Source organism: Gracilibacillus lacisalsi DSM 19029 (assembly GCF_000377765.1).
Lineage (GTDB): Bacteria > Bacillota > Bacilli > Bacillales > Amphibacillaceae > Gracilibacillus > Gracilibacillus lacisalsi.
In genome coordinates this window covers 1-22693 of the sequence record NZ_KB898681.1, presented here as the reverse complement: position 1 = coordinate 22693, position 22693 = coordinate 1, and the positions used below count along the sequence as shown (strand labels likewise).

At 37.5% G+C, this 22693-nt stretch carries 21 protein-coding genes, 2 tRNA genes and 2 rRNA genes; 9 read left to right on the top strand and 16 right to left on the bottom strand.

The annotated features are described in order from the left end of the window. Positions 1–92: 92 nt before the first annotated feature. Together D569_RS0119530 and bioB are read left to right on the top strand one after the other, a co-directional pair. Entirely contained in the window at positions 93–701 is a 609-nt protein-coding gene (locus D569_RS0119530) for a biotin transporter BioY (RefSeq protein ID WP_018934122.1), read from the top strand. Positions 702–715: 14 nt separating this feature from the next. Next, complete coding sequence (gene bioB, locus D569_RS0119525) at positions 716–1708, top strand: biotin synthase BioB (protein ID WP_018934121.1); 993 nt, start codon at positions 716–718, stop codon at positions 1706–1708. A 280-nt stretch (positions 1709–1988) separates the two neighbouring features. On the opposite strand, the gene D569_RS0119520 is transcribed toward bioB, so the two are convergent. Both D569_RS0119520 and D569_RS0119515 read right to left on the bottom strand, forming a co-directional pair. Beyond that, positions 1989–2561 (bottom strand): cupin domain-containing protein, encoded by a 573-nt coding sequence (locus tag D569_RS0119520; protein WP_018934120.1) that lies wholly within the window; start codon positions 2559–2561, stop codon positions 1989–1991. Between the two features lie 205 nt (positions 2562–2766). After that, positions 2767–3519: a YheC/YheD family protein gene (locus tag D569_RS0119515; RefSeq protein WP_018934119.1), complete on the bottom strand. Its 753-nt coding sequence runs from the start codon at positions 3517–3519 to the stop codon at positions 2767–2769. Between the two features lie 269 nt (positions 3520–3788). Here D569_RS0119515 and D569_RS0119510 point away from each other — a divergent pair, with 269 nt between their 5' ends. After that, on the top strand, positions 3789–5519 hold the full coding sequence (locus tag D569_RS0119510; RefSeq protein WP_018934118.1) for a methyl-accepting chemotaxis protein: 1731 nt from the start codon (positions 3789–3791) through the stop codon (positions 5517–5519). Between the two features lie 184 nt (positions 5520–5703). Here the strand turns inward: D569_RS0119510 and D569_RS0119505 are convergent, their stop codons facing one another. Next, entirely contained in the window at positions 5704–6558 is an 855-nt protein-coding gene (locus D569_RS0119505; protein ID WP_018934117.1) for a MurR/RpiR family transcriptional regulator, read from the bottom strand. 144 nt (positions 6559–6702) lie between these two features. On the opposite strand from D569_RS0119505, the gene gnd reads away from it, so the two are divergent. The 3 genes from gnd (at position 6703) to gntK (ending at position 10585) form a co-directional block, all read left to right on the top strand. Beyond that, positions 6703–7599 (top strand): phosphogluconate dehydrogenase (NAD(+)-dependent, decarboxylating), encoded by an 897-nt coding sequence (gene gnd, locus D569_RS0119500; protein ID WP_026287397.1) that lies wholly within the window; start codon positions 6703–6705, stop codon positions 7597–7599. A 29-nt stretch (positions 7600–7628) separates the two neighbouring features. After that, positions 7629–8975 (top strand): GntP family permease, encoded by a 1347-nt coding sequence (locus tag D569_RS0119495; protein WP_018934115.1) that lies wholly within the window; start codon positions 7629–7631, stop codon positions 8973–8975. A gap of 62 nt (positions 8976–9037) precedes the next feature. Further along, on the top strand, positions 9038–10585 hold the full coding sequence (gene gntK / locus D569_RS0119490) for a gluconokinase (protein WP_211216081.1): 1548 nt from the start codon (positions 9038–9040) through the stop codon (positions 10583–10585). Between the two features lie 95 nt (positions 10586–10680). On the opposite strand, the gene D569_RS0119485 is transcribed toward gntK, so the two are convergent. The 3 genes from D569_RS0119485 to groES all read right to left on the bottom strand — a co-directional run bounded on the left by D569_RS0119485 (position 10681) and on the right by groES (position 13703). Beyond that, positions 10681–11514: a hypothetical protein gene (locus D569_RS0119485; RefSeq protein WP_018934113.1), complete on the bottom strand. Its 834-nt coding sequence runs from the start codon at positions 11512–11514 to the stop codon at positions 10681–10683. A 202-nt stretch (positions 11515–11716) separates the two neighbouring features. After that, positions 11717–13348: a chaperonin GroEL gene (gene groL, locus D569_RS0119480; RefSeq protein WP_018934112.1), complete on the bottom strand. Its 1632-nt coding sequence runs from the start codon at positions 13346–13348 to the stop codon at positions 11717–11719. Positions 13349–13418: 70 nt separating this feature from the next. Further along, entirely contained in the window at positions 13419–13703 is a 285-nt protein-coding gene (groES, locus tag D569_RS0119475; RefSeq protein WP_018934111.1) for a co-chaperone GroES, read from the bottom strand. 304 nt (positions 13704–14007) lie between these two features. Here groES and D569_RS0119470 point away from each other — a divergent pair, with 304 nt between their 5' ends. Further along, positions 14008–14718, top strand: a complete 711-nt coding sequence (locus tag D569_RS0119470; protein ID WP_018934110.1) for a CPBP family intramembrane glutamic endopeptidase — start codon at positions 14008–14010, stop codon at positions 14716–14718. Between the two features lie 4 nt (positions 14719–14722). Further along, positions 14723–14932, top strand: coding sequence for a YdiK family protein (locus D569_RS0119465; RefSeq protein WP_018934109.1), 210 nt, complete (start codon positions 14723–14725; stop codon positions 14930–14932). Between the two features lie 41 nt (positions 14933–14973). Here the strand turns inward: D569_RS0119465 and D569_RS0119460 are convergent, their stop codons facing one another. Further along, positions 14974–15621 carry a redox-sensing transcriptional repressor Rex gene (locus D569_RS0119460; protein WP_018934108.1) on the bottom strand — a complete coding sequence of 216 codons (648 nt, stop codon included), beginning with the start codon at positions 15619–15621 and terminating at the stop codon, positions 14974–14976. Positions 15622–15792: 171 nt separating this feature from the next. Here D569_RS0119460 and D569_RS0119455 point away from each other — a divergent pair, with 171 nt between their 5' ends. Next, a complete protein-coding gene (locus D569_RS0119455) occupies positions 15793–17718 on the top strand; it encodes an ABC-F family ATP-binding cassette domain-containing protein (RefSeq protein WP_018934107.1) in 1926 nt (641 codons plus the stop codon). A gap of 307 nt (positions 17719–18025) precedes the next feature. Here D569_RS0119455 and tsaD read toward each other — a convergent pair whose 3' ends face one another. The 9 genes from tsaD to D569_RS0119410 form a co-directional block, all read right to left on the bottom strand. Next, positions 18026–19063 (bottom strand): tRNA (adenosine(37)-N6)-threonylcarbamoyltransferase complex transferase subunit TsaD, encoded by a 1038-nt coding sequence (gene tsaD, locus D569_RS0119450; RefSeq protein ID WP_211216080.1) that lies wholly within the window; start codon positions 19061–19063, stop codon positions 18026–18028. After that, a complete protein-coding gene (rimI, locus tag D569_RS0119445; protein WP_018934105.1) occupies positions 19060–19506 on the bottom strand; it encodes a ribosomal protein S18-alanine N-acetyltransferase in 447 nt (148 codons plus the stop codon). The genes tsaD and rimI overlap by 4 nt, the downstream gene beginning before the upstream one ends. Next, positions 19499–20197, bottom strand: coding sequence for a tRNA (adenosine(37)-N6)-threonylcarbamoyltransferase complex dimerization subunit type 1 TsaB (gene tsaB / locus D569_RS0119440; protein WP_018934104.1), 699 nt, complete (start codon positions 20195–20197; stop codon positions 19499–19501). Before tsaB ends, rimI begins: the two co-directional genes overlap by 8 nt. Further along, on the bottom strand, positions 20194–20649 hold the full coding sequence (tsaE, locus tag D569_RS0119435) for a tRNA (adenosine(37)-N6)-threonylcarbamoyltransferase complex ATPase subunit type 1 TsaE (protein WP_018934103.1): 456 nt from the start codon (positions 20647–20649) through the stop codon (positions 20194–20196). The genes tsaB and tsaE overlap by 4 nt, the downstream gene beginning before the upstream one ends. A 4-nt stretch (positions 20650–20653) precedes the next feature. Beyond that, positions 20654–21640 carry a thiamine-phosphate kinase gene (gene thiL, locus D569_RS0119430; RefSeq protein WP_342662703.1) on the bottom strand — a complete coding sequence of 329 codons (987 nt, stop codon included), beginning with the start codon at positions 21638–21640 and terminating at the stop codon, positions 20654–20656. A gap of 543 nt (positions 21641–22183) precedes the next feature. Next, positions 22184–22260, bottom strand: a tRNA-Asp gene (locus D569_RS0119425). Between the two features lie 5 nt (positions 22261–22265). Further along, positions 22266–22342, bottom strand: a tRNA-Met gene (locus D569_RS0119420). Between the two features lie 53 nt (positions 22343–22395). Continuing rightward, positions 22396–22512, bottom strand: a 5S ribosomal RNA gene (gene rrf / locus D569_RS0119415). A gap of 71 nt (positions 22513–22583) precedes the next feature. Continuing rightward, positions 22584–22693, bottom strand: a 23S ribosomal RNA gene (locus D569_RS0119410); the annotation flags it as partial.

The following is a 22693-nucleotide window of genomic DNA, read 5'->3' as shown; positions in this document are numbered from 1 at the left end:
AGAAATGACCACTCACATACGTTAACCTATTATTAATAAGGTTGACAATTCTAGCTTCTTCATTTAATTTATTTTTGGAAAGGAGGAAAATAATGCAGAATAATAAACGCTTAACAGCACTTGATCTTACTATCGGCAGTATATTTATCGCCTTAATGACGGTAGGTGCGAATATTACATCGATTGCACCTTTCATGGTGATTGGTGGAGTTCCCATCACGTTACAAACTTTTTTTGCAATCTTAACGGGGCTTATTCTAGGAAGCCGGTTGGGAGCTATTTCCATGTTGGTCTACATGTTACTAGGTTTAGCGGGTGCCCCGATTTTCGCCCAATTCAAAGGTGGCGCTTCCACTCTTATTTCACCAACTTTTGGTTTCATTGTTTCTTTTATAGTAATCGCATATGTTGCAGGTAAATTAATAGAGAAGAAACAGAGCTTTTCCATGTATATCACAGCTGCACTGATTGCGATGGTCATTAATTACCTGTTAGGGGCTAATTGGATGTATGCAGCTTATATGTTCTGGTTTGACGCACCTGAAGGATTCTCTTATCAACTTGTTTGGTATTGGTTGGCAGTACCTTTACCTAAGGATATTGTGTTATCTATCGGAGCGGGGATATTTGCTCATCGGCTAGAAAAAAGTTTTATCTCCAAAAGTATGTTTCGAAACCAACATAATCAAAACGCAGCTTAAAAAGGCGGGATTCTATGAGTATTTGGCAATCATTAGCAAGAAAAGCTCTACATAACGAAAAGCTATCAAACCAGGAGGCACTTTCCGTTTTAAACTGTCCAAACGAGCAATTATTAAATTTACTAGATAGTGCCTACCAGGTTCGCAAACAGTACTATGGAAATAAAGTAAAGCTCAATATGATTATCAACACGAAATCGGGCCTATGTCCTGAAAATTGTGGGTATTGTGCTCAATCAAGAGACGCTACCGCCCCGATTGAAAAATATCGAATGCTGGATAAAGAGTCGATTGTCCAAGGTGCTAAAAGAGCACATGAATCGAAATCAGGTACTTATTGTATTGTCGCCAGTGGTCGTGGTCCTTCCAAACGAGAACTTGATACGGTCACTTCAGCAGTTGCGGAAATTAAACAACATTACGATATCAAAATTTGTGCATGCTTAGGACTGTTAGAACCAGAACAAGCCGATCAATTAAAAGCGGCAGGGGTAGATCGCTACAATCACAATATTAATACATCCGCAAATCATCACGATCAAATTACAACGAGTCATAGCTATTATGACCGAGTTTCCACAGTAAAGGCCGTCAAATCAGCGGGAATCTCGCCGTGTTCTGGTGTGATTGTCGGTATGAAAGAGAGCAAAGAAGATGTAATTGAAATGGCGCATGCCTTAAAGGAACTGAATGCCGACTCCATCCCCGTTAACTTCCTGCATGCCATTGATGGAACATTACTAGAAGGTACAGACGAATTGACGCCTACGTATTGTTTAAAGGTCCTTTGTTTATTTCGTTTTATGAATCCAACAAAAGAAATTCGGATATCCGGCGGCAGAGAAGTGAACTTGAGAAGCCTTCAACCATTTGGACTTTATCCTGCTAATTCTATCTTTATTGGAGATTACTTAACAACAGAAGGACAAGCTCGCTTACAAGATTATCAAATGATAGAAGATCTCGGCTTTGAAATCGATTATGTTACCTCAGAAGAATGTGTATAACTTATCAACTAATTGATAAAGTCTGAAATGATTGCGGATAAACGAGGAATATAGAATAAAAAGAATTTGACCCTACCTGTTGCCCCCTTGGTATGTGGACGGCCTTCGCTTTAGGAATGCGCTACAACATTCTTCAGAGCTGGCAACGTGGGTCGACAAACAAGTTTTGAATCGACCTTTTCCTACCTTACTTGTTTATAAAAGTTGTGTTCACAATGCTAATATACGTTCTGTCTTATTTAAAAAGCAAATGTTCCCTTCTTGAATCGATAAAATATCATTAAAAAGAACCCATATTTCCATTGTGATAATGACTTTCCGCAGCCATTGCATCTCCCTTAGTAACATGCACTGTATTAAACGGATGGTTAGGTGGGGCATATATTGAATACAGCTTAAGTGGAATTGTACCAGTATTAATTACATTATGCCAGGTACCAGCAGGAATGACGATAGCAGAGTCATCATAAACATATCTTTCAAAATTCAAATGATTCTTGTTCGTCCCCATCTGAGCAATCCCTTGACCTTGTTCAATACGTAAAAATTGATCTACTGCAGGATGCATTTCTATTCCAATATCTTCCCCAACAACAATACTCATTAACGTAATTTGGAATTGCGATCCCGTCCAAATAGCGGTACGAAACGTATTGTTTTGTTTTGTTGCTTCATTAATATTAAACACCAATGGTCTTGATCCATAATCTATCAGCCCAATTTCATTTCCTTTTTGAAAGTGTTGGATACTAGAATTAGGTGTGTAATGAGCTTGATCGGAATACATGCCATTATTATACATTGGTTGATTAAGATAAGGTGAATATCGATGCAAATTAGAATTGTTATACATGCTTCTTCATCCTTTCAGCATTTCTACAAATATATTATGCTTTGATGTAGATAATGTAGCTTATCCAAATCCAATGCTATTTGAGGGACTTGTAACAACTCTGTTTTCATTCTATTAAAAAGACCCATGGTCTGCGTCTATCAAGGGAACAACGGCAATTTTCGGTTGTACATTCAACTTATCGCTTATCCTTGAAACGACGTTTTTATCGATTTTCCAAGATCTGATTGAACATTGATTTATCTTTAAGATAAGAAAAAAATTCAATACTTGGTCCTATCATATTAACCTCAAATACCCATACTTTCCCTAACTGGTCAATGCCGATATCAATTCCACATTCTACGATTCGCCTTTTTTCATCACCAAAAACTTTGCCTACTTCAATACAAATTCTCTCTATTTCCTTTTCTAATTTTTCGGCCTGCTGTTGATCCATTTGTAAATGCTGTAATAAAAGTTGTCTGATTGGTAACGCCCATGCTCCGCGATTTCGATTGACAATGCCACTATCTATATCGACAAGCTTCCCTAGCATCCCTCCTAAAACCCATTTACCTTGTACGTATTGGATATGTGCCCGAACACCTAATGCTAGTTTATCTGGCGTAACACTGGAAATACCTTGCTGAATAATATAACGCTTGGAATTTAACTTTCTTCTATAAATAGAGTGAATAACCTTTATTACTGCCTCTAAACTATTAAATTCTCTATCTACTTTAGATCCAGCAATTGTATACCCCTTGATGGTATATTGTCCGTTTGAGTTTGTGCCAATCTGTACCACTCCCCTACCTTTACTATTGGAGATCGGTTTAACATAAATAAAAGCATAACGGTTTAAAAAATCGTTTAAATTATCGCTACTGTATAATACAGTTTCTGGATAATGTTGTGATAGAAGTGAGTTTTGCTTTATTTTTAGCGTCTGACTCCATTTATTTATACTTTCCATCACTTCACTCCTGTTTATTTATATTTTATTTATCGTATTCGAAAAATTTCCTATTAGTGTTAAGGTAAATGTATTAAAAATTTGAAACTTTTTATCGAGTAATGCTTGTTATGGTTAGTTTGCTTTTTTTCACTGTACACTTCCATCTTCCAGTTATCATAATGGTACTTTTTTACTAAATATATATCTAAAATTAACATTAACTTAACATTCATTTGTTACAATTTGTCGATGTAAGGATAATTACCTAGGAACTGGAGGATTACAAATTGAAGTTTTATCTCGACAAAGCAGGTAAAAAGCCTCAAAAGGGAAAGAAATATAGACAAAGCTTCCTATCTAAGATAAATTTACAAACTAGATTACTAGTTTTATTTTTTGTTTTATTAATTATCTCCATAAGTGTTGTCGGCTTAAGTACATACCTAAATGCAAAAGAGACAACAATGGAAACAATGGAAAACCGGTTGACACGTGAAGGGGAATTACTTGCATACATAGCTGACAACCTGAAATTTCTATATGTTAGTGATGATGAATATTTTATGCAACAACTCGAAACAGAAATACGCTCACAAAAAGAGAGACTTGAAGAAGAAGGAATCATGTCTGATATTTACTATATTGTTGATAGCGATGTCACCCCTTTCAAAGTGAGTAATGACAGTAATTTCACCTTTTCCGATTCCTTAATAGACCAAATGATTGAACTAAAAAAAGGAGTCATGCACAAAGAAATCAATGGGATGGACTATACCATGATTGTTGAAGATTTAAGTGAGCAAATTGATGGGCTATACGTTTTAGTTGTCCCTACCCAGTCTTATATGGGGGCTGTTCATGATATGGCTCAAACGATTATTATTGTCATCATCGTTAGTTTGATTATCTCCGTCTTCATTGTATTATTTTTTGTTCGAAGTTTAACCAAGCCTTTAACGAAATTACGAAACACCATGAGAGAGGCACGAAACGGCAACTTACAAGATACAGTTGAAATAAATACGACCATACCGGAGATCGTATCATTGCATAAAAGTTATGACGCTATGATCAGCCAAATGCGGACAATGTTGAAAGAACTCGATGATACTACTTCCCAGCTAGAAACAACGGGAGATCTGTTAAAAGATTCTTCAGGCAGTTCTTTAGCGTCAAGTCATCAGTTAATTGCATCCATCAATGTTGTAAAAGAAGGTGCTGAACAAACTGCTAACAGTTCAGAGCAGAGTACCAATAGTTTCAACGAAATGAAAGAAAAGATCTTTTCTTTATTAGAAAATATGAAAATGGTTGATAACAGCTCGGAGAATATGAATAACTCTGCAGCATATGGTGAGAAAAACATGACAAAGCTGATCGAAATGATTACTTCCTTTGGTCAAGGTTTTGAGCATCTGAATCAAACGATACAGCAAGTGAATGCTCACTCATCGTCCATTACCAGCTTAGTCGATTTAATTAAAGGAATAGCCGAACAAACCAAACTTTTAGCGTTAAATGCTGCCATTGAAGCAGCTAGAGCAGGTGAATCTGGTAAAGGATTCGCTGTCGTTGCAAATGAAGTCAGAAAGCTAGCAGAACAAGCTACCAATGCGACAGAAGAAATTACTAACTCCATCTCGGAAATGGAGAGTGTAACAACACAAGCAGCAGACGAATTCGATCAAATGCATACAAGCATCACGTCTAACTTAACTATCGCTAACGATACGAAATTATCCATTGATGAATTAATGGAACAAATCGATACGGTTAGCAATCGCATTAACAGTATGGAAAATGAACTGCAAAACGTGCATCAAGTTCTACCTGATCTTGAACAAGCTACTGTTAGCTTTGCATCTGTCTCTCAGGAAACATTAGCAAGCGCTGAAGAAATGTATGCAACAAGTGATGAGCAAATCCATCAAATGGAGAGAACACACGATATTGGCTTAAAACTAACAGAATTATCGCAATCACTAGCTAAATTGACAAAACGGTTTCGTATACAATAGAAGCTGGGACATAGCTAGCCAAAACAACAAAAAAGTTGAGATCATTATCTTTGATGGTCTCAACTTTATTTGTTCGAATATTCTCCTTCTCTCTGATTCCTGTTACTTTTTAGCATTGCAAATTCTAGTCTTATACTTCACTAATCTACAATTCAAAAATAGAGATACTTCTGTCCCAAGTGTTCTATATTCTTTTCACCGTAATAGCTTCGCGCATTTTATTAAGTGCTTCTTGTCCTGCTTCTCCCCTGTTCATCAAAACGTTGACAAATAATAAATCTAGTAAGGTCAACTGCGCAATTCGAGACGAAAATGCTTCTGTTCTAAAATCGGTTTCTCCAGAGCTCGTATATAGTGGAATATGTACCGCTTCACTTAACGTTGATTTCGCAAAGTTGGTAATCGCGATCGTTCTTACTTGATTCTTTCTCAATACGTTTAAAATATGTAAAATATCCTTGGACGACCCTGAATGTGAAATAAGCACAGCACAATCCCTCTCATCCAGCTGGGAAGCAGCCATCAACTGAAAATGAGTATCCACTACAGTTTGTACCGGCAAACCGGTACGAATAAACTTATGGTATGCATCCAATGCTACCGTATTCGATCCACCACTACCAAAAAAGTGAATTTGACGGGCAGACAATAGACTATTTACAGCCTTTTGCAGTTGTTCTTCATCGATAATCTTCAATGTTTCTTCCAAAGATTGCATATTGGTTCGAAATACCTTGGCGGCTACCGTATTTAACTCGTCATCACTTTCCACTTCTTCATGAATATGTTGAATAGAAGACACTACTTCAGAGGCTAATGCAATTTTCATCGCCTGGTAACCTTTGTAACCTATCCGCTTACAAAATCGAAAAACAGTTGAATCTGCAACATCTAAATCCTCTGCCAACTGGTTAATCGAAGAATGAATAATCTGATTAGGATTTTCTAAGATATAATCAGCAATTTTTCGTTCTGTGACACTGAACTTCGGATAATTTCTTCGTACCTTTTCTAGGCATGTTTGCTCTCTTTTTCTCATTAGCATTCTCCTGAACAATCTTTAGTTCTCATTATACAAGATTAGTCTACGAAAAAAAATATTTTTTGTAAACGGTTGAAAAAAGAATTTTTTTTCGTATAATGTATGAAGAACGAAAATTTTTTCGAAAGAGGATTGGTCATGATGCAAATAGGAATGATAGGTTTAGGGAAAATGGGATACCAACTATCACTAAATCTACTAGATAAGAATTATACTGTTATTGCTCACGATACGAGTGAAGAAACACTACAGCATATTATTTCAGATGGCGGTGAGGCTGCCCCAACGATAAAAGAACTAGTAAGTCGTTTACAAGCACCGCGCACTGTTTGGATGATGGTTCCAGCGGGTGATGCTACAGAATCTGTATTTCAAGCTTTACTGGAGCAACTTGAAAGCGGTGACCGGATTATTGATGGCGGAAACGCTCATTACAAAGATTCCATCAAGCGTGGGGATGCGTGTAAAGAAAAGGGGATCTACTTCTTTGATTGTGGGACAAGCGGTGGTGTTGATGGTGCACGAAAAGGCGCCTGTACAATGATAGGTGGAGACCAGCAGGAGTTCGAAAAGCTAGAAACACTTTTTCAAGACTTAACCGTTGAGAATGGCTACTTATATACTGGTCCTGTTGGAAGCGGTCACTTTCTTAAAATGGTCCATAACGGAATCGAATATGGTATGATGCAAGCGATAGCAGAAGGTTTTGACATACTTGAGAAAAGTCCTTTTGCTTACGATTATGAAAAGGTTGCCAAAGTATGGAATAATGGCTCCGTTATTCGCTCCTGGTTAATGGAGTTAACAGAAGACGCTTTCGGAAAAGATCCTAATCTCGAACAAATAAAAGGGATCATGCACTCATCAGGAGAAGGAAAATGGACAGTAGAAACAGCACTCGACTATGAAATGGCTGCGCCTGTTATCACACTCGCTCTAATGATGCGCTATCGCTCACAAGAGCAAGACACATTTACCGGAAAAGTTGTCGCAGCACTCCGTAATGAATTCGGTGGCCATGCTGTAACTAAGGTCTAAAAAATTTTTCAGCAAAGGATGGAAACAACATGTCAGATCAAATGTTAATACTTATTGCGTTAGCAGGAATATTCTTATTATTATTTCTCGTTATTCGAACGAAATTACACGCGTTCGTTGCTTTATTAGTCGTCAGTTTAATTGTCGGTATTTTAGCAGGAATGCCTCTTGGCGATGTAATCGACACGATGGAACAGGGTATGGGTGGAACATTAGGTTTTGTCGCTGTCGTTGTCGGTCTAGGAGCGATGTTTGGTCAAATGCTCGAAGTATCTGGTGGTGCTGACCGTTTAGCACGTACCATGATCAATAAGCTTGGCGAAGATAAAGCTCAATGGTCATTAGGGATTACAGGTTTTCTTGTAGCTATTCCCGTCTTTTTTGATGTTGGATTTATCATACTTGTACCACTTGTATACGGTTTAGCAAAGAAAACAGGAAAGTCATTATTGTATTACGGTATTCCTTTACTTGCTGGTTTAGCGGTTACACACAGTTTTATTCCCCCGACTCCTGGACCAATTGCGGTTGCAGATTTAGTCGGAGCTGACTTAGGTTGGGTTATCTTATTCGGCGCACTGGCTGGTATACCTTCCATGATTATTGCTGGTCCACTGTTTGCACGTTATATTTCCAAACGTCTACATGTAGTTGTACCAGAATACATGAATATGGAAGAAATAGAATATGATGAGCGAGAATTGCCTAGCTTTGCTTTAATTGCTTCCATTATTTTAATACCATTAGTACTAATTCTATGTAATACATTTTCAGACTTCTTTTTAGAGGAAGGAAATATGGCTCGTGAAATATTCACTTTCTTAGGACACCCTTTTGTTGCCTTAACGATTGCAACGATCTTAACCTTTATTTTCTTAGGAACAAAACGAGGTCTTTCTCGTCAGGAAGTACAAGATATTGCAACGAAAGGATTAGAACCTGCAGGGATTATTATCTTAGTAACTGGTGCAGGTGGAGTATTTAAAGAAGTCTTAATTCAATCTGGTGTAGGTGATGTGATTGGTAACATGATGGCTGGCTCAAATCTACCACCGATTTTACTAGCATTCTTAATCGCGGCTGCTGTACGTGTTGCTCAAGGATCTGCAACTGTATCAATGGTAACAGCAGCAGGACTTGTAGCTCCCTTAATAGATATCTTAAGCCTTGAAGGTCCTGTTTTAGGGTTAATCGTTATCGCAGTTGCATCAGGTGCAACAGTGTTATCACATGTTAATGACTCTGGTTTCTGGTTAGTGGGTCGATACTTTGGCTTAGATGTAAAGGATACATTGAAATCGTGGACAGTAATGGAAACATTAATAGGTCTTGTCGGTTTATCCGTTGCACTTATTCTAGGCATTTTCATTTCATAATTGATACGATGGGCGCTGCTTTATTGAAATAAGCAGCAGCCCATTTTACATAGGAGGAATCTATCAGCATGAGCAAAGTTATGATTGGTGTCGATATTGGCACGACAAGTACGAAAGCAGTAGTTTTTAATAATAATGGAGAGGCTTTAAGCAGAGCGGGCGTGGAGTATCCATTACATACTCCCCAACCAGAAGTTGCAGAGCAAAATCCTGAAGAAATCTTTCAAGCTGTTTTAACTACTATTAAAGAAAGTATAAAAGAAGCAAAAATAACTGGAAATGAGGTCCAATTTATTTCCTTTAGTTCTGCCATGCATAGTTTAATGGTCGTTAATCACAATGGTGAGCCATTAACTAACTCCATTACATGGGCAGACAATCGCAGTTCTCATTACATGGAGAAAGTAAAGCAAACGTATAATGGACATCAAATTTATTTACGTACTGGCACACCTATTCACCCAATGTCACCCTTACTGAAATTGGTATGGTTAAAAGAAGAGCACCCTGAGTTATTCAAACCTGATCATAAGTTTATTTCTATTAAAGAGTATGTTTTCTACTGTCTGTTTGGTCAATATATGATTGATTACTCGATTGCTTCTGCAACAGGCATGTTTCATTTAGAGCAATTGGATTGGGATCAAGAAGTACTGGAATTACTGCAAATTAATAAGGAACAATTAAGTACGCCGGTAGCAACGACACACTCCATCACAGGTCTACATCCACCATATGCGGAAGAACTAGGATTACCTTCCGATCTACCTTTTATTCTTGGTGCAAGTGATGGCGTACTGTCTAATTTAGGAGTAAATGCGATTGAACCCGGAGTCGTAGCTCTAACAATTGGAACAAGCGGGGCTATTCGCACTGTTACAGATAAACCTGTCACCGATCCAAAAGGAAGGATTTTCTGTTATGCTTTAACCGATAAGCATTGGGTTATTGGCGGTCCTGTCAATAATGGCGGCATGATTTTCCGCTGGCTGAAGGAGGAATTAGGACAAGCAGAAGTTGAAAAAGCCAAGCAGACTGGTGAAAGCCCATATGATTTACTCACAGCACTTGCCGAAACCGTTCCAGCTGGATCAGAAGGATTGCTTTTCCACCCCTATTTAACAGGAGAACGGGCTCCATTATGGAATTCGAATGCAAGAGGCTCCTTTTTTGGGCTAGCCATGCATCATAAGAAAGAACATATGATACGCGCTGTACTAGAAGGAATTATGATGAATCTATATAGTGTATTACTAGCTCTAGAAGAATTAATCGGGGAACCGAAACGAATCCAAGCTACTGGTGGCTTTGCCCGCTCTCCATTCTGGCGACAAATGCTTGCTGACATATTCGACCAGAAAGTCATGGTACCTGAAAGCTTTGAGAGTTCTTGCTTAGGAGCTGTTGTATTAGGCATGTATGCGAAAGGGGATATCGATTCTTTGGAGGAAGTGAAAAACATGGTTGGTTCGGTTCATAGCCACCTCCCTAATCCAGATGCCGCAAAAACTTACCAAGAATTAATGCCCATCTTTATTCGCATACCTCGCCTACTGGAACAAGAATACGAAGTGATTGCTAATATTCAAAAACAATACACTCAAGCTTGAATTATTAGGCAGTAAAGTAAATGCTTTGCTGCCTCTTGCGTTTAAAATATATTTACTATGCACGACTGATCTTAATAGCTCCATCAGGGGGGATGTCATCTTGCAATTTTGCAAATAAAAGAATAGGCATACTGGTTCCACCCAAGTAAAAGAGTTGCCAGAACCAAATAAATCATAGTATATATCCAAAATGGAATTTCAATCACAAGTATACCTACGTAATACAGAGGCAAATCAATTCCAAAAACTAAAATAGGTGCAAGTAATCGCCAGCGGAACTTTTTGAAAAGTATAATTGCTATAACAAATATTAAACTTTTCAAAATACCCATTATTGCTGATACTAAAATGTCATCACGATAAACATTTTCAAAAAAACCAAATTCATAATGACGAATGGTAGCGACAGACATGATGAACATCACGGTAGCAACACCACTCCATCCTTGCATCCACAATGATAGAAATCGTGACCATTTAGTACCTAACTGTAGAGCTCGTATCCAGAATTTAGCTAATAAAAAGAAAAACAATGTGCAGATAAAGGTATATTCTTTCCTCCACCAGTTTGTCTGATAAATATCAAACCATTCAAATAACCATTCTATAACTACCAGCATTACTGCGAAGAGTACGAGCCAACGAAAGCGAAGCTTATACATCGCTGCTACAACACCCAAGATAGGGATAACAAATAAGTTCGAAACAATTGCGCCTAGTACGTTATCGTAGTATGGAACGGAGAGTACTTTAGGAAAATAATTGTAGCTATTTCCGATAATCATAACAAAGAGTTCTGCTATATATACCATTCCCGAAAAGCATAGAAATAGCACAGTAACACCAAATTGACGCTTATGAACAATTATTAAAACCAATATTAAAATACTAATGATAGTAAGAATCATATAAGGGACATAGTTAGGCATTTGTCAGACTCCCTTCTCCCTTATCATATCCAATAGACCTCCTATACTATACTCACGATCCTAATAACTTCATTATTTTGCATTTTATAATAATCGATAATGATGAGCAGAAAAACAACAAAGAAGACTACCTCCTTTATCTTAGGAAGTAGTCTTCTACTTATAAACTATTTATCGTTAACTTCGCTTCTGGAAGAATGCATTACATCATTCCTGGCATTCCGCCACCCATTCCACTCATGTCTGGTGCACCGCCACCATTTTCTTCTGGAATGTCAGCTACTACTGCCTCAGTAGTTAAGAACATCGCAGATACACTTGCTGCGTTTTGAAGTGCAGAACGCGTAACTTTGGTTGGGTCAACGATACCAGCGTCGATCATGTCTACCCATTCACCAGTTGCTGCGTTGAAACCAATTCCAACTTTTTCACCTTTTAGACGTTCTACGATAATTGAACCTTCTAATCCAGCATTTTCTGCAATTTGACGAACTGGAGATTCTAGTGCGCGAAGTACGATGTTTACACCAGTAGCTTCGTCACCTTCAAGATTAAGTTCTGCAACTTTGTTATATACGTTAAGTAGTGCCGTACCACCACCAGAAACGATACCTTCTTGAACCGCTGCACGAGTTGAGTTCAATGCATCCTCAATACGTAGCTTACGTTCTTTAAGTTCTGTTTCTGTTGCAGCACCAACTTTTACTACAGCTACACCGCCAGCAAGCTTAGCTAGGCGCTCTTGTAATTTTTCTTTATCGAATTCAGAAGTAGTTTCTTCTACCTGTGCACGGATTTGTGCAACACGAGCAGAGATTTGTTCTGGGTCACCTGAACCTTCTACGATAGTTGTGTTCTCTTTAGTAACAACTACTTTAGAAGCGCGACCTAATTGCTCAATGCTAGTGTTTTTTAGATCTAATCCAAGATCTTCTGTAATTACTTCAGCACCAGTTAAAACAGCGATATCTTCTAGCATTGCTTTACGACGATCACCGAATCCAGGAGCTTTTACAGCAACTGCATTAAATGTTCCACGTAGTTTGTTCACTACTAATGTAGCAAGCGCTTCGCCTTCTACATCTTCAGCGATTAATAGAAGTGGTTTACCTTGTTGTACAACTTGTTCTAGTACTGGTAATACTTCTTGGATATTGTTGATTTTCTTGTCAGTAATTAAAATGTAAGGATCTTCAAGAGATGCTTCCATTTTATCTTGGTCAGTAACCATATATGGAGAAGCATATCCGCGATCGAATTGCATACCTTCAACAACTTCTAATTCTGTGTTGAATCCTTTAGACTCTTCGATTGTGATAACACCATCGTTACCCACACGCTCCATTGCTTCTGCGATTAATTGACCTACTTCATCATCAGCAGAAGAAATAGCTGCTACTTGTGCAATTGAATCTTTTCCTTCGATAGGTTTGGAAACTTTACGAAGTTCTTCCGTTGCGATTTCAACCGCTTTTTCGATACCGCGGCGTACACCTACTGGGTTTGCACCAGATGCAACGTTTTTAAGACCTTCTTGGATCATTGCTTGTGCTAATACTGTTGCAGTTGTTGTACCGTCACCAGCTACATCATTTGTTTGAGAAGCAACTTCAGAAACAAGCTGTGCACCCATATTTTCGAAACTATCTTCTAATTCAATTTCTTTAGCAATCGTTACACCGTCATTTGTAATTAGTGGTGAACCATATTTTTTATCTAAAACAACGTTACGACCTTTTGGTCCTAATGTTACTTTTACTGCATTAGCAAGTGTGTCTACCCCACGTAGCATTGCGCGACGTGCTTCTTCACTAAATTTTAATTCTTTAGCCATTGTGAGAAAACCTCCTTAAAATTTTAAAAAATGTTATGTTATTTATCTTTAAAGCTCTTCGTTATCTTACTTAGCTTACAACTGCTAAAATGTCACTTTCACGAAGAATTAAGTATTCTTTACCTTCATATTTTACTTCTGTACCAGCAAATTTAGAGAAAATGATAGTATTTCCTTCTTCAACTTCAAGTGCCACTTTCTCTCCATTGTCTGTTACACGACCAGAACCAACAGCTACAACCTTACCTTCTTGTGGTTTTTCCTTCGCAGAATCTGGAAGAACAATTCCACTCGCTGTTTTTTCTTCTTGCTCTACAAGCTCAATAATGACACGATCACCTAATGGTTTTAGCATCTTTTCGTTACCTCCTTGAATTTCTCATTCATTATTTTGTTGATTATTAGCACTCGTTCAAGAGGAGTGCTAACACAATTATTATAATAATGAAAACTGATTTTTTTTGCAAGTATTTTAATATCGTTTTTTAAAAAAATTTATCCCGGTCGCTAACTATATAAGTGGAGGGTCTCCCCTCCACTTATGAACAGCAAAATACTCACATACTTCTATGTGTAGACGAAGTATTTCAATTTTATTCTAAATTTATGTTAAAATACGTATCATGACATTAAAAAGAGTTTAAGGGAGTCGTTATACTTTGCCAAGAAAATATATTTATTTGATCATAACGTATATTGCTATGCAGTTTTCCATCTTTTTGGCTCTACCGTTTGCTTCCTTCATTGAAGATTTGGATACTTTCCAAGCTAACTGGAATATTGCATCATTTGCGATAGCTTTGATGATATCTATCTATTTCATAAGGGATGAAGTGCAAGATTTCTTCCAAGCACAACAAAAGAAAATTGGAACCATTATACTGTGGTCTGTACTAGGTTTTTTCCTTGTAATGATAACACAAGGCGTTGCTGTTGTTATTGAAATGGTAGTTTTCAAAATCCCACCTGGTTCAGAAAATACAATGGACTTAATGAATATAGCACGACAAACTCCTTTGTTCATTGTAATTATTTCTATATTGGGACCAATTCTAGAAGAGTTAGTGTTTCGTAAAGCTATTTTTGGTTCACTCTATAAGAGAATGAACTTCTTTTTCGCTGCGTTGTTATCTGGGGTCATTTTCGCAGCTGTTCATAATGATTTTGAACACTTACTTATATACACTTCAGTTGGAATGGTGTTTGCCTTTCTTTACGTTGAAACGAAACGAATCCTTGTACCAATTATTGTGCATATGTCCATGAATACATTTGCCGTAATCGGTCAACTGTCTGTCGATCCAGAAGAAATGGAACAGCAAATGGATCAAATAAAAGAGTTAATGACGATTCTTATTGGAGGACATTAGTATTATGCGTATTTCACCTTTACGGTCTGCCATTTTTTACATTGCATTAGGCGCTTTGTTCACCTACATCGCAATCCAATCGGCAGATGAAACTGTTTTTAACTTTATTACCATTTTATTAGCAACCTTTGCAACAATTGATTTTGTGGTTGCGTTGAGATTAATCAATCTACATTTTCGCATAAAAAAGGCGAATGACAATAAGAAAAAATAGACTTAGCTGTTAGCTGAGTCTATTTTTTAGTAATGATATCTTTACTCTTCTCCTTCGTTCTCTAACGGATAATGCTTCATAAAATAGGCAAGTGATTGTAGTTCCACGGCTAAATCAATATGGTGTACACGGACATTCTCGGGAACTGTAATTCTTGCCGGTGTGAAGTTCAAAATACCGCTGATTCCGGCTTTCACTAGGCGATCAGTAATATTTTGTGCTTCCGATACAGGTACTGTCAAAATCGCCACAGAGATATTTTCTAAGTTCCCCTCTAAATCGTCAATGTGGTGCACTTGAATATCCCCTATCGTTTTGCCGACCTTTCGTTTATCAGCATCAAAAGCGACTTCAATTTTTGTATTATTATTTTTGGTGAAATTATAATTTAAAAAAGCGGTTCCTAAATTCCCTACACCAATTAGCGCAACGGGAGTATTTTCATCCTGATCTAATGTTTTACGGAAAAATCCCAGCAAATATTCGACATTATAGCCATAACCTTTTTTCCCTAAAGCACCAAAATAGGAGAAATCTCGTCTTATTGTAGCAGAATCGACTTTCATCGCTTCACTTAGTTCTTTTGAAGATACTCGCGATTTCCCCTGGATATGAAGATTATTTAAAAATCGATAATATAATGGCAAACGTTTTGCCGTCGCTTGTGGTATTTTATTTTGATTGATCATCATTCATTCCCCTTACTATAGTTCGGTTTGGATTTGTGAATGTTTTTACTTACTTTTTATTCTAACAGAAAAGCGGTTAAATGTCGTGAAATAATTCACTTACAGCCAAATAACCGTGCTTGCAGTGGTTTCTGCTTTCCGATACACTGAACATATTAGAGGTGAAATCAAATGATTTATTTACAAGTAAACAATTTAACCAAAAGATTCGGTGCTGAACTGATCTTATCTAATATAAAATTAGAGATAAAAAGCGATGACCGGATTGCTATAGTGGGTCGAAATGGTGCCGGAAAATCCACTCTTTTAAATATTATTTCCAATCAACTTAGTTATGATGAAGGGGAAATTCATAAACCGAAAGATGTATCGTTAGGCTATCTTGCACAACATTCAGGTTTAAATTCTAATGAAACGATTTGGGACGAGATGCTTAAGATTTTTGAACACTTTCAAAAGGAAGAAAAAGCGCTACGTCAGATGGAACAGCAAATGGGCGATCCTGACCTGCTTGCGGATAGTGAACGTTATGAGCAGTTGCTTGCTAGTTATGATCAAAAACAAGAAGCTTTCAAACTTGCAGGTGGTTATCAATATGAAGCGGACATAAAAGCGGTGCTGAACGGCCTTGATTTCCCAGAAAGCATGTGGACGACCTCGATTGCTACACTAAGTGGTGGTCAAAAAACAAGATTAGCTTTAGGGAAACTTTTATTAACGAAACCTGACATTCTCATATTAGATGAGCCTACCAACCATTTGGATATTCAAACGTTAACGTGGTTGGAAGGCTATTTAAACAATTATCAAGGTGCTGTTGTCATCGTCTCTCACGACCGCTACTTTTTAGATAAAACCGTAAATATTGTCTATGAAATATCTCGACATCATTCAACTAAATATCATGGCAATTATAGTGATTATTTGCAACAAAAAGCGGCGAATTATGAACGTGATCTAAAGCTCTATGAGAAACAACAGAGTGAAATTAAAAGAATGGAAGAGTTTATTCAGAAGAATATTGTACGTGCTTCTACTACGAAACGTGCCCAAAGTAGACGTAAGCAGTTAGAAAAAATGGAAGTGATGGACAAACCAGCTGGTGAAGAAAGCTCTGCCAAGTTTACTTTTACCATTAACCGCAGAAGTGGTAACGATGTGTTAAAAATTAACGATTTAGCATTTCACTATCAAGAATCAGATCCATTCATTTTTTCAAATCTTAACTTGCATATCGAACGTGGGGATAGTGTAGCACTAGTCGGACCAAATGGTGTTGGAAAATCTACCTTATTAAAGACGATTATCGGACAGCTAGATCCTGCTTCAGGTGACATTCAGCTCGGAACAAATGTACAGATTGGTTACTATGATCAAGAACAAACACAATTAAATCCTAAGAAAACGGTATTGAATGAACTGTGGGATGATTATCCAGTTATGAATGAAAAGGACATTCGCACCATTCTCGGTAACTTCCTTTTCAGCGGTGATGATGTGTTACGTAACGTTTCGGCTTTAAGTGGTGGGGAAAAAGCGCGTCTAGCACTAGCAAAATTAATGATGGAGAAGGCTAACTTCTTGTTACTTGATGAACCGACCAACCATTTAGATTTGGATAGCAAAGAAGTGTTAGAAGCTGCATTAATTGACTATCCTGGATCGATTTTATTTGTCTCTCATGACCGTTATTTTATTAATAAGATTGCAACACATGTATTAGAAATGCAAGCTAACAAAACAACGCTCTACTTAGGTGATTATGATTACTATGTGGAGAAAAAGCAAGAAGAACAAGAACTTGCCGAACTAAAGAAGGCAGAAAAGAAAACAGTCGACAAGTCTGATGATACAAAATCTAATTATGAAAAAGAAAAGCAATTAAAGAAAGAGCAACGGAAAAAAGAGCGTAGAATTAAGGAAATTGAAGATGAGATTGAACAGCTTGAGTTAGAAATGGAAGAAATTGACCAAATGTTATGTGATCCTGACGTTTTTCAAGATCATGAAAAAGCATTGGAACTAACTAACCAAAATGACTCTTTAAAGGCAAGATTGGAATCATTAATGGAAGAATGGGAAACATTACACGAATAGACAAAAAGGGCATTTTGCGAAATAGGCATTATGTCCTTTTCCATTTTACTTATCCTCAATTATGCACATCCTTATCCACTTATTCAGTCCTAGCAAATCAGTTATTAAGATGTTTGTCCACATTATCCACAATTTTAATTCGTTTTATCCACATTCTATTACTGTTATTCAAGCTTGATATCACAAGGGATATGTAATAATCCACATTCACAGAAAATCTTTGTGGATAATAAAGATTTTACGATTTCTATATCAACTGCTTGACCATCACTCCGGCTACACACTGCGTAAAAAAATGCTAGAACGTTTATCGTTCTAGCATTGATCTCTTTGCATATCTTTCGAGACTTAAACTTGGATTAGCATTTAAATCCCATTTTGCTCGGTCACCTTGCTTGAAAGCAATCGCTCCTGCTGCTGCAATCATTGCTGCATTATCCGTACATAGCGATAATGATGGAAAAAGCAATTCTACAGACTCTTCCGGTTCAAACTTAGCTTGCATCGCTGCACGCAACCCTTTGTTAGCCGCAACACCGCCTGCAACAATCACTTGTTTCACACCATATTGTTTGGCAGCTTGAAATGTTTTTTCTGTTAGCACTTCGACAACACTTGCTTGAAAACTTGCTGCTAAATCTTCTTGTTTTAATGTTTCACCTTTTTGTTTAGCATTGTGCAATGTATTAATAACAGCTGATTTTAATCCACTAAAACTAAAATCAAAGCAATCCTCTTCTAACCATGCACGCGGAAAGTCAATGTTAGCTTCTCCTTGATGTGCTAACTGATCGATTTTGGGACCACCTGGATAAGGTAATTCCAATGTTCTCGCCACTTTATCATACGCTTCACCAGCAGCATCATCTCTAGTTTCCCCAATAATTTCAAAATCACCATGTTCCTTCATCAGTATCAGTTCAGTATGTCCACCAGAAACAACTAATGCTAACAGCGGAAACTCAAATTCCTTTTCCAATCGGTTAGCATAAATATGACCAGCAATATGATGAACACCGACTAATGGTTTTTGATGAGCATATGCCAATCCTTTCGCTGCATTAACACCAACCAAAAGTGCACCGACTAACCCCGGTCCTTCTGTTACGGCAACAGCATCCATATCATCGATCGTTAAACCTGCTTTTGCAAAGGTTTCCTCTAACACGATGGTGATCTGTTCGACATGGTGCCTCGAAGCTATCTCTGGAACTACCCCACCAAATCGTTTATGGCTCTCAATTTGGGAAGCTACTACGTTTGACACAATTTCTCGACCATCTTTTATTATTGCTGCAGCTGTTTCGTCACAGCTCGTCTCAATCCCTAAAATATATTCACTCATAAATTCACCCACAATACTAAAGCATCTTCCTGATTATCACTATAATAATTCTTCCTGATTCCACCGGGTTTCATCCCAAACTTCTTGTACATTCGTTGTGCAGTTTGGTTGGAAACACGTACTTCCAATGACAAATGACGAATGCCACGGGCAACTGCATAATTGATTACGTACTGGAATAATCCTTGACCATATCCTTTCCCTCGATGATCCGGATCAATCGCAATATTCGTAATTTGTGCTTCATCTAACACCATCCATGATCCACAAAAACCGATCACTTTCTCATCTAAAGTAGCAACAAAATATTGAGCATAATGATTCTTCTTTAATTCTTCTTCATAAATATCGTCTGGCCATGGTATTGAAAAAGAGCGTTTGTCTATCTCTTTCACTTCCTCTATATCCGATTCTTTCATTTTTCGAAATTGAACTCTAGCCATTTTGCTCTTGTTCCTTTAACCATTTTGCTTCTGCCTCAACTAAACGTATATAGTTAGGTGTTAACTCATGAAGGTTATCCTCATTACGTTCTGCGCCCAAAAGAGCTAATTGGCCAGGACGAGGAAGATGGTCAATGACAGGTGGGATGATGGCGGCCTTAGCTAATTTTTCTTTTATTAAGCTTTGGTGCTGTTTGATGTCCTGACTAAGAAAGATAACAGGTTTTTGATAGCTTTGGACTTCATCGAGCCATTGCTCCATTAAAATATTCTGGTCTTCTTTTTTTACATGAATTCGATCATAATTGTTTTCATATAATCCTGTGTAAACTAAGCCTCTACGTGCATCAAAAAAAGGAGAGATCAGCACATTCTGTTGTCTTACATTATGCGCCAATAATTCTAGACTAGATATAGCCACAATCGGGATCTTTAGCGTCCATGCGATTGTCTTTGCTGTTGCGAGTCCAATCCGAACACCAGTGTATGAGCCTGGACCTTTGGCAATGGCAATTCTATCTAACTGAGCTGGCGTAGTTTCTGTTTCTTGCATAACATGATCGATTGCCGGCATTAAGCCGACCGAGTGATTGCGTTTGATATTTGCCGTATACTCTGCTTTCACTTCCCCATCTTTACTTACCGCGACTCCTAATAATTGATTAGAAGTATCAATTGCTAACACATTCATGAATATAGCTCCTTACATACCGAATCAAAGTGATCTCCAATTGGATGAAAAATAATTTTTCTTGTATGTTCATCGATTCTTTTTATTTGAACCTCTAATCGTTCTGCTGGAAGAAATTCTTCGATAAATTGTGCCCATTCTACAACGGTAATACCATCTCCAGTGAAATATTCATCAAAACCGATGTCCTCTTCACTATCCTCCAGACGATAAACGTCCATATGGTATAACGGAATTTCTCCCACATATTCTTTTACAATCGTAAATGTCGGACTGTTAATCGTTCTTGTTACACCAAGGCCAGCACCTAAACCTTTGGTAAAAGTTGTTTTCCCTGCACCTAAATCGCCCTCTAATGTTAGTACATCTCCAGGCGAAAGCAGTATTGCTAATTTATTTGCTAATCTTCTTGTTTCTTCCTCTGTATTTGATTCGAAGATATATGTACTCATTATTTCACCTACTTAGATGTGTATAACCCGATTTTTCCAATTTTTTTAGTTGATGATTATGTTGTAACCATACTGTACCATTCTTGCTCCAATCATTTCGCACCATTCCTATTGCTGAAATTTTAGTATTTGCTTTTTCGGCTATCGTTTTTAATAGTTCCCAATCTTTTTCAGAAACAGTTCCTATCAATTCAAAGTCTTCTCCACCAGTTAAAGACCATTTGAATTGCTGTTCGGGGGAAAAATCAGCTAGTTGTGAATGGCTTGGTATTTTATCATATTCAATGATCAATGTTTTATCCGAAGTCTCTGCTATTTCATTTGCTTCATTTGCAATACCATCACTTATATCATTTAAAGACATCCGCGTTATATTTTGACAATGATTAATAAATGATACCCTTGGCATTGGCATCTGATGTCGCTTTACAAAATATTGATACTTGTCTTGCTCTTGGTGAGTAGCATTTAATAATAGATGTAAACCACAAGCAGCATCACCAAGTGTTCCAGTTACAAAGATTATATCATGTTCCTGTGCATCACTGCGATATCTAGCATTTCCTTTTAAAACAGTTCCTAAAACGGTAATAGAAAGGACTAATTGTTCACCTGACACAGTGTCTCCACCGATAAGATCCATGTTAAATACTTTAGCCAACTCTTCCATGCCGTGATAAATCTCTTGTAAATCGTCTGCAGCCCAGCTGTCTGGTATAACAATAGATACTACATATGACGTTGGTTTGCCCCCCATAGCTGCAATATCACTTATATTCGCAGCCAATGCTCGATAACCAATATGAAAAGGTTCAGTTGTCTTAGCAGAAAAATGAACATTTTCCACCATCGTATCTATCGTCGTAATAATATCCTCATTAGTATGTCTTACAATAGCCGCATCATCACCAATACCTTTTACAACAGAGGATTGTCGATAAAAATCCGGCTGAATGGACCGAATAAAATCAAATTCTTTCAACAACCACACCTCCAAAGCACAACAATATACACACATCATACCAAAACTTTAGATAAGAGGACAGGAGAAGCACCTCTCATAATCCTTGACTTTAACATAGATAAAAAAAGCTTTACTCCTTGGCTTACTTGGTTTCAATATCCATTGGTAAATGTTACATTTTTCCAAGACCAGAGCAAAAACTGAAACTACTCGAAATATCAAATAGGAAATTAATGAGAGTTTTATGATTTAGTGCCAATTTAGTGTTCAGCATGTTTCATTTTGGTACTAAAAGCTATTATAAGTACCATTTTAATCTAATAATTTCTTTTTTTGATACTTAATTGACTGTTTAGTACTATTTTGACTTCATTCGTGTAATTTTTGGTACTTAAATTAACTATCTTTACTTTTTTAATCAACCTTTTCCTACTTATTTATTTTTAAAGTTGAGATAACAATGATTATATACAGAGGTGGCTCATCATGCTCAAATTTTTTAATTTTCCTAGAACACAAAAAAACCTTAAGTATCGAAACTTAAGGTTTTGCTATTTGTTAGTCATAAAATGGCGGTCCGGACGGGACTCGAACCCGCGACCTCCTGCGTGACAGGCAGGCATTCTAACCAACTGAACTACCGGACCAAATTTGGTTGCGGGGGCAAGATTTGAACTTGCGACCTTCGGGTTATGAGCCCGACGAGCTACCAGACTGCTCCACCCCGCGATAATAATAAGGAAAACATAAAAATAAACAGTGTATGCATTTTTGTAATACAAGCCTGGCAACGTCCTACTCTTGCAGGGGCGTGAGCCCCAACTACCATGGGCGCTGGAGAGCTTAACTACTGTGTTCGGCATGGGAACAGGTGTGACCTCTCCGCTATCGCCACCAGACTTTGTATAATATTTAAGGGATGTACCCTAAAAACTAGATAAGAGTTATATTACAAGTTCAAACAAATCGTATAGTTAAGTCCTCGATCGATTAGTATTCGTCAGCTGCACATGTCACCATGCTTCCACCTCGAACCTATCTACCTCATCGTCTCTGAGGGATCTTACTCTATCGAATAGA

Coding starts and splice junctions, on each gene's coding strand:
- D569_RS0119530 (WP_018934122.1), top strand. CDS start 93: ATGCAGAATAATAAACGCTTAACAGCACTTGATCTTACTATCGGCAGT.
- bioB (WP_018934121.1), top strand. CDS start 716: ATGAGTATTTGGCAATCATTAGCAAGAAAAGCTCTACATAACGAAAAG.
- D569_RS0119520 (WP_018934120.1), bottom strand. CDS start 2,561: ATGTATAACAATTCTAATTTGCATCGATATTCACCTTATCTTAATCAA.
- D569_RS0119515 (WP_018934119.1), bottom strand. CDS start 3,519: ATGGAAAGTATAAATAAATGGAGTCAGACGCTAAAAATAAAGCAAAAC.
- D569_RS0119505 (WP_018934117.1), bottom strand. CDS start 6,558: ATGAGAAAAAGAGAGCAAACATGCCTAGAAAAGGTACGAAGAAATTAT.
- gnd (WP_026287397.1), top strand. CDS start 6,703: ATGCAAATAGGAATGATAGGTTTAGGGAAAATGGGATACCAACTATCA.
- D569_RS0119495 (WP_018934115.1), top strand. CDS start 7,629: ATGTCAGATCAAATGTTAATACTTATTGCGTTAGCAGGAATATTCTTA.
- D569_RS0119485 (WP_018934113.1), bottom strand. CDS start 11,514: ATGCCTAACTATGTCCCTTATATGATTCTTACTATCATTAGTATTTTA.
- groL (WP_018934112.1), bottom strand. CDS start 13,348: ATGGCTAAAGAATTAAAATTTAGTGAAGAAGCACGTCGCGCAATGCTA.
- groES (WP_018934111.1), bottom strand. CDS start 13,703: ATGCTAAAACCATTAGGTGATCGTGTCATTATTGAGCTTGTAGAGCAA.
- D569_RS0119465 (WP_018934109.1), top strand. CDS start 14,723: ATGCGTATTTCACCTTTACGGTCTGCCATTTTTTACATTGCATTAGGC.
- D569_RS0119460 (WP_018934108.1), bottom strand. CDS start 15,621: ATGATCAATCAAAATAAAATACCACAAGCGACGGCAAAACGTTTGCCA.
- D569_RS0119455 (WP_018934107.1), top strand. CDS start 15,793: ATGATTTATTTACAAGTAAACAATTTAACCAAAAGATTCGGTGCTGAA.
- tsaD (WP_211216080.1), bottom strand. CDS start 19,063: ATGAGTGAATATATTTTAGGGATTGAGACGAGCTGTGACGAAACAGCT.
- rimI (WP_018934105.1), bottom strand. CDS start 19,506: ATGGCTAGAGTTCAATTTCGAAAAATGAAAGAATCGGATATAGAGGAA.
- tsaB (WP_018934104.1), bottom strand. CDS start 20,197: ATGAATGTGTTAGCAATTGATACTTCTAATCAATTATTAGGAGTCGCG.
- tsaE (WP_018934103.1), bottom strand. CDS start 20,649: ATGAGTACATATATCTTCGAATCAAATACAGAGGAAGAAACAAGAAGA.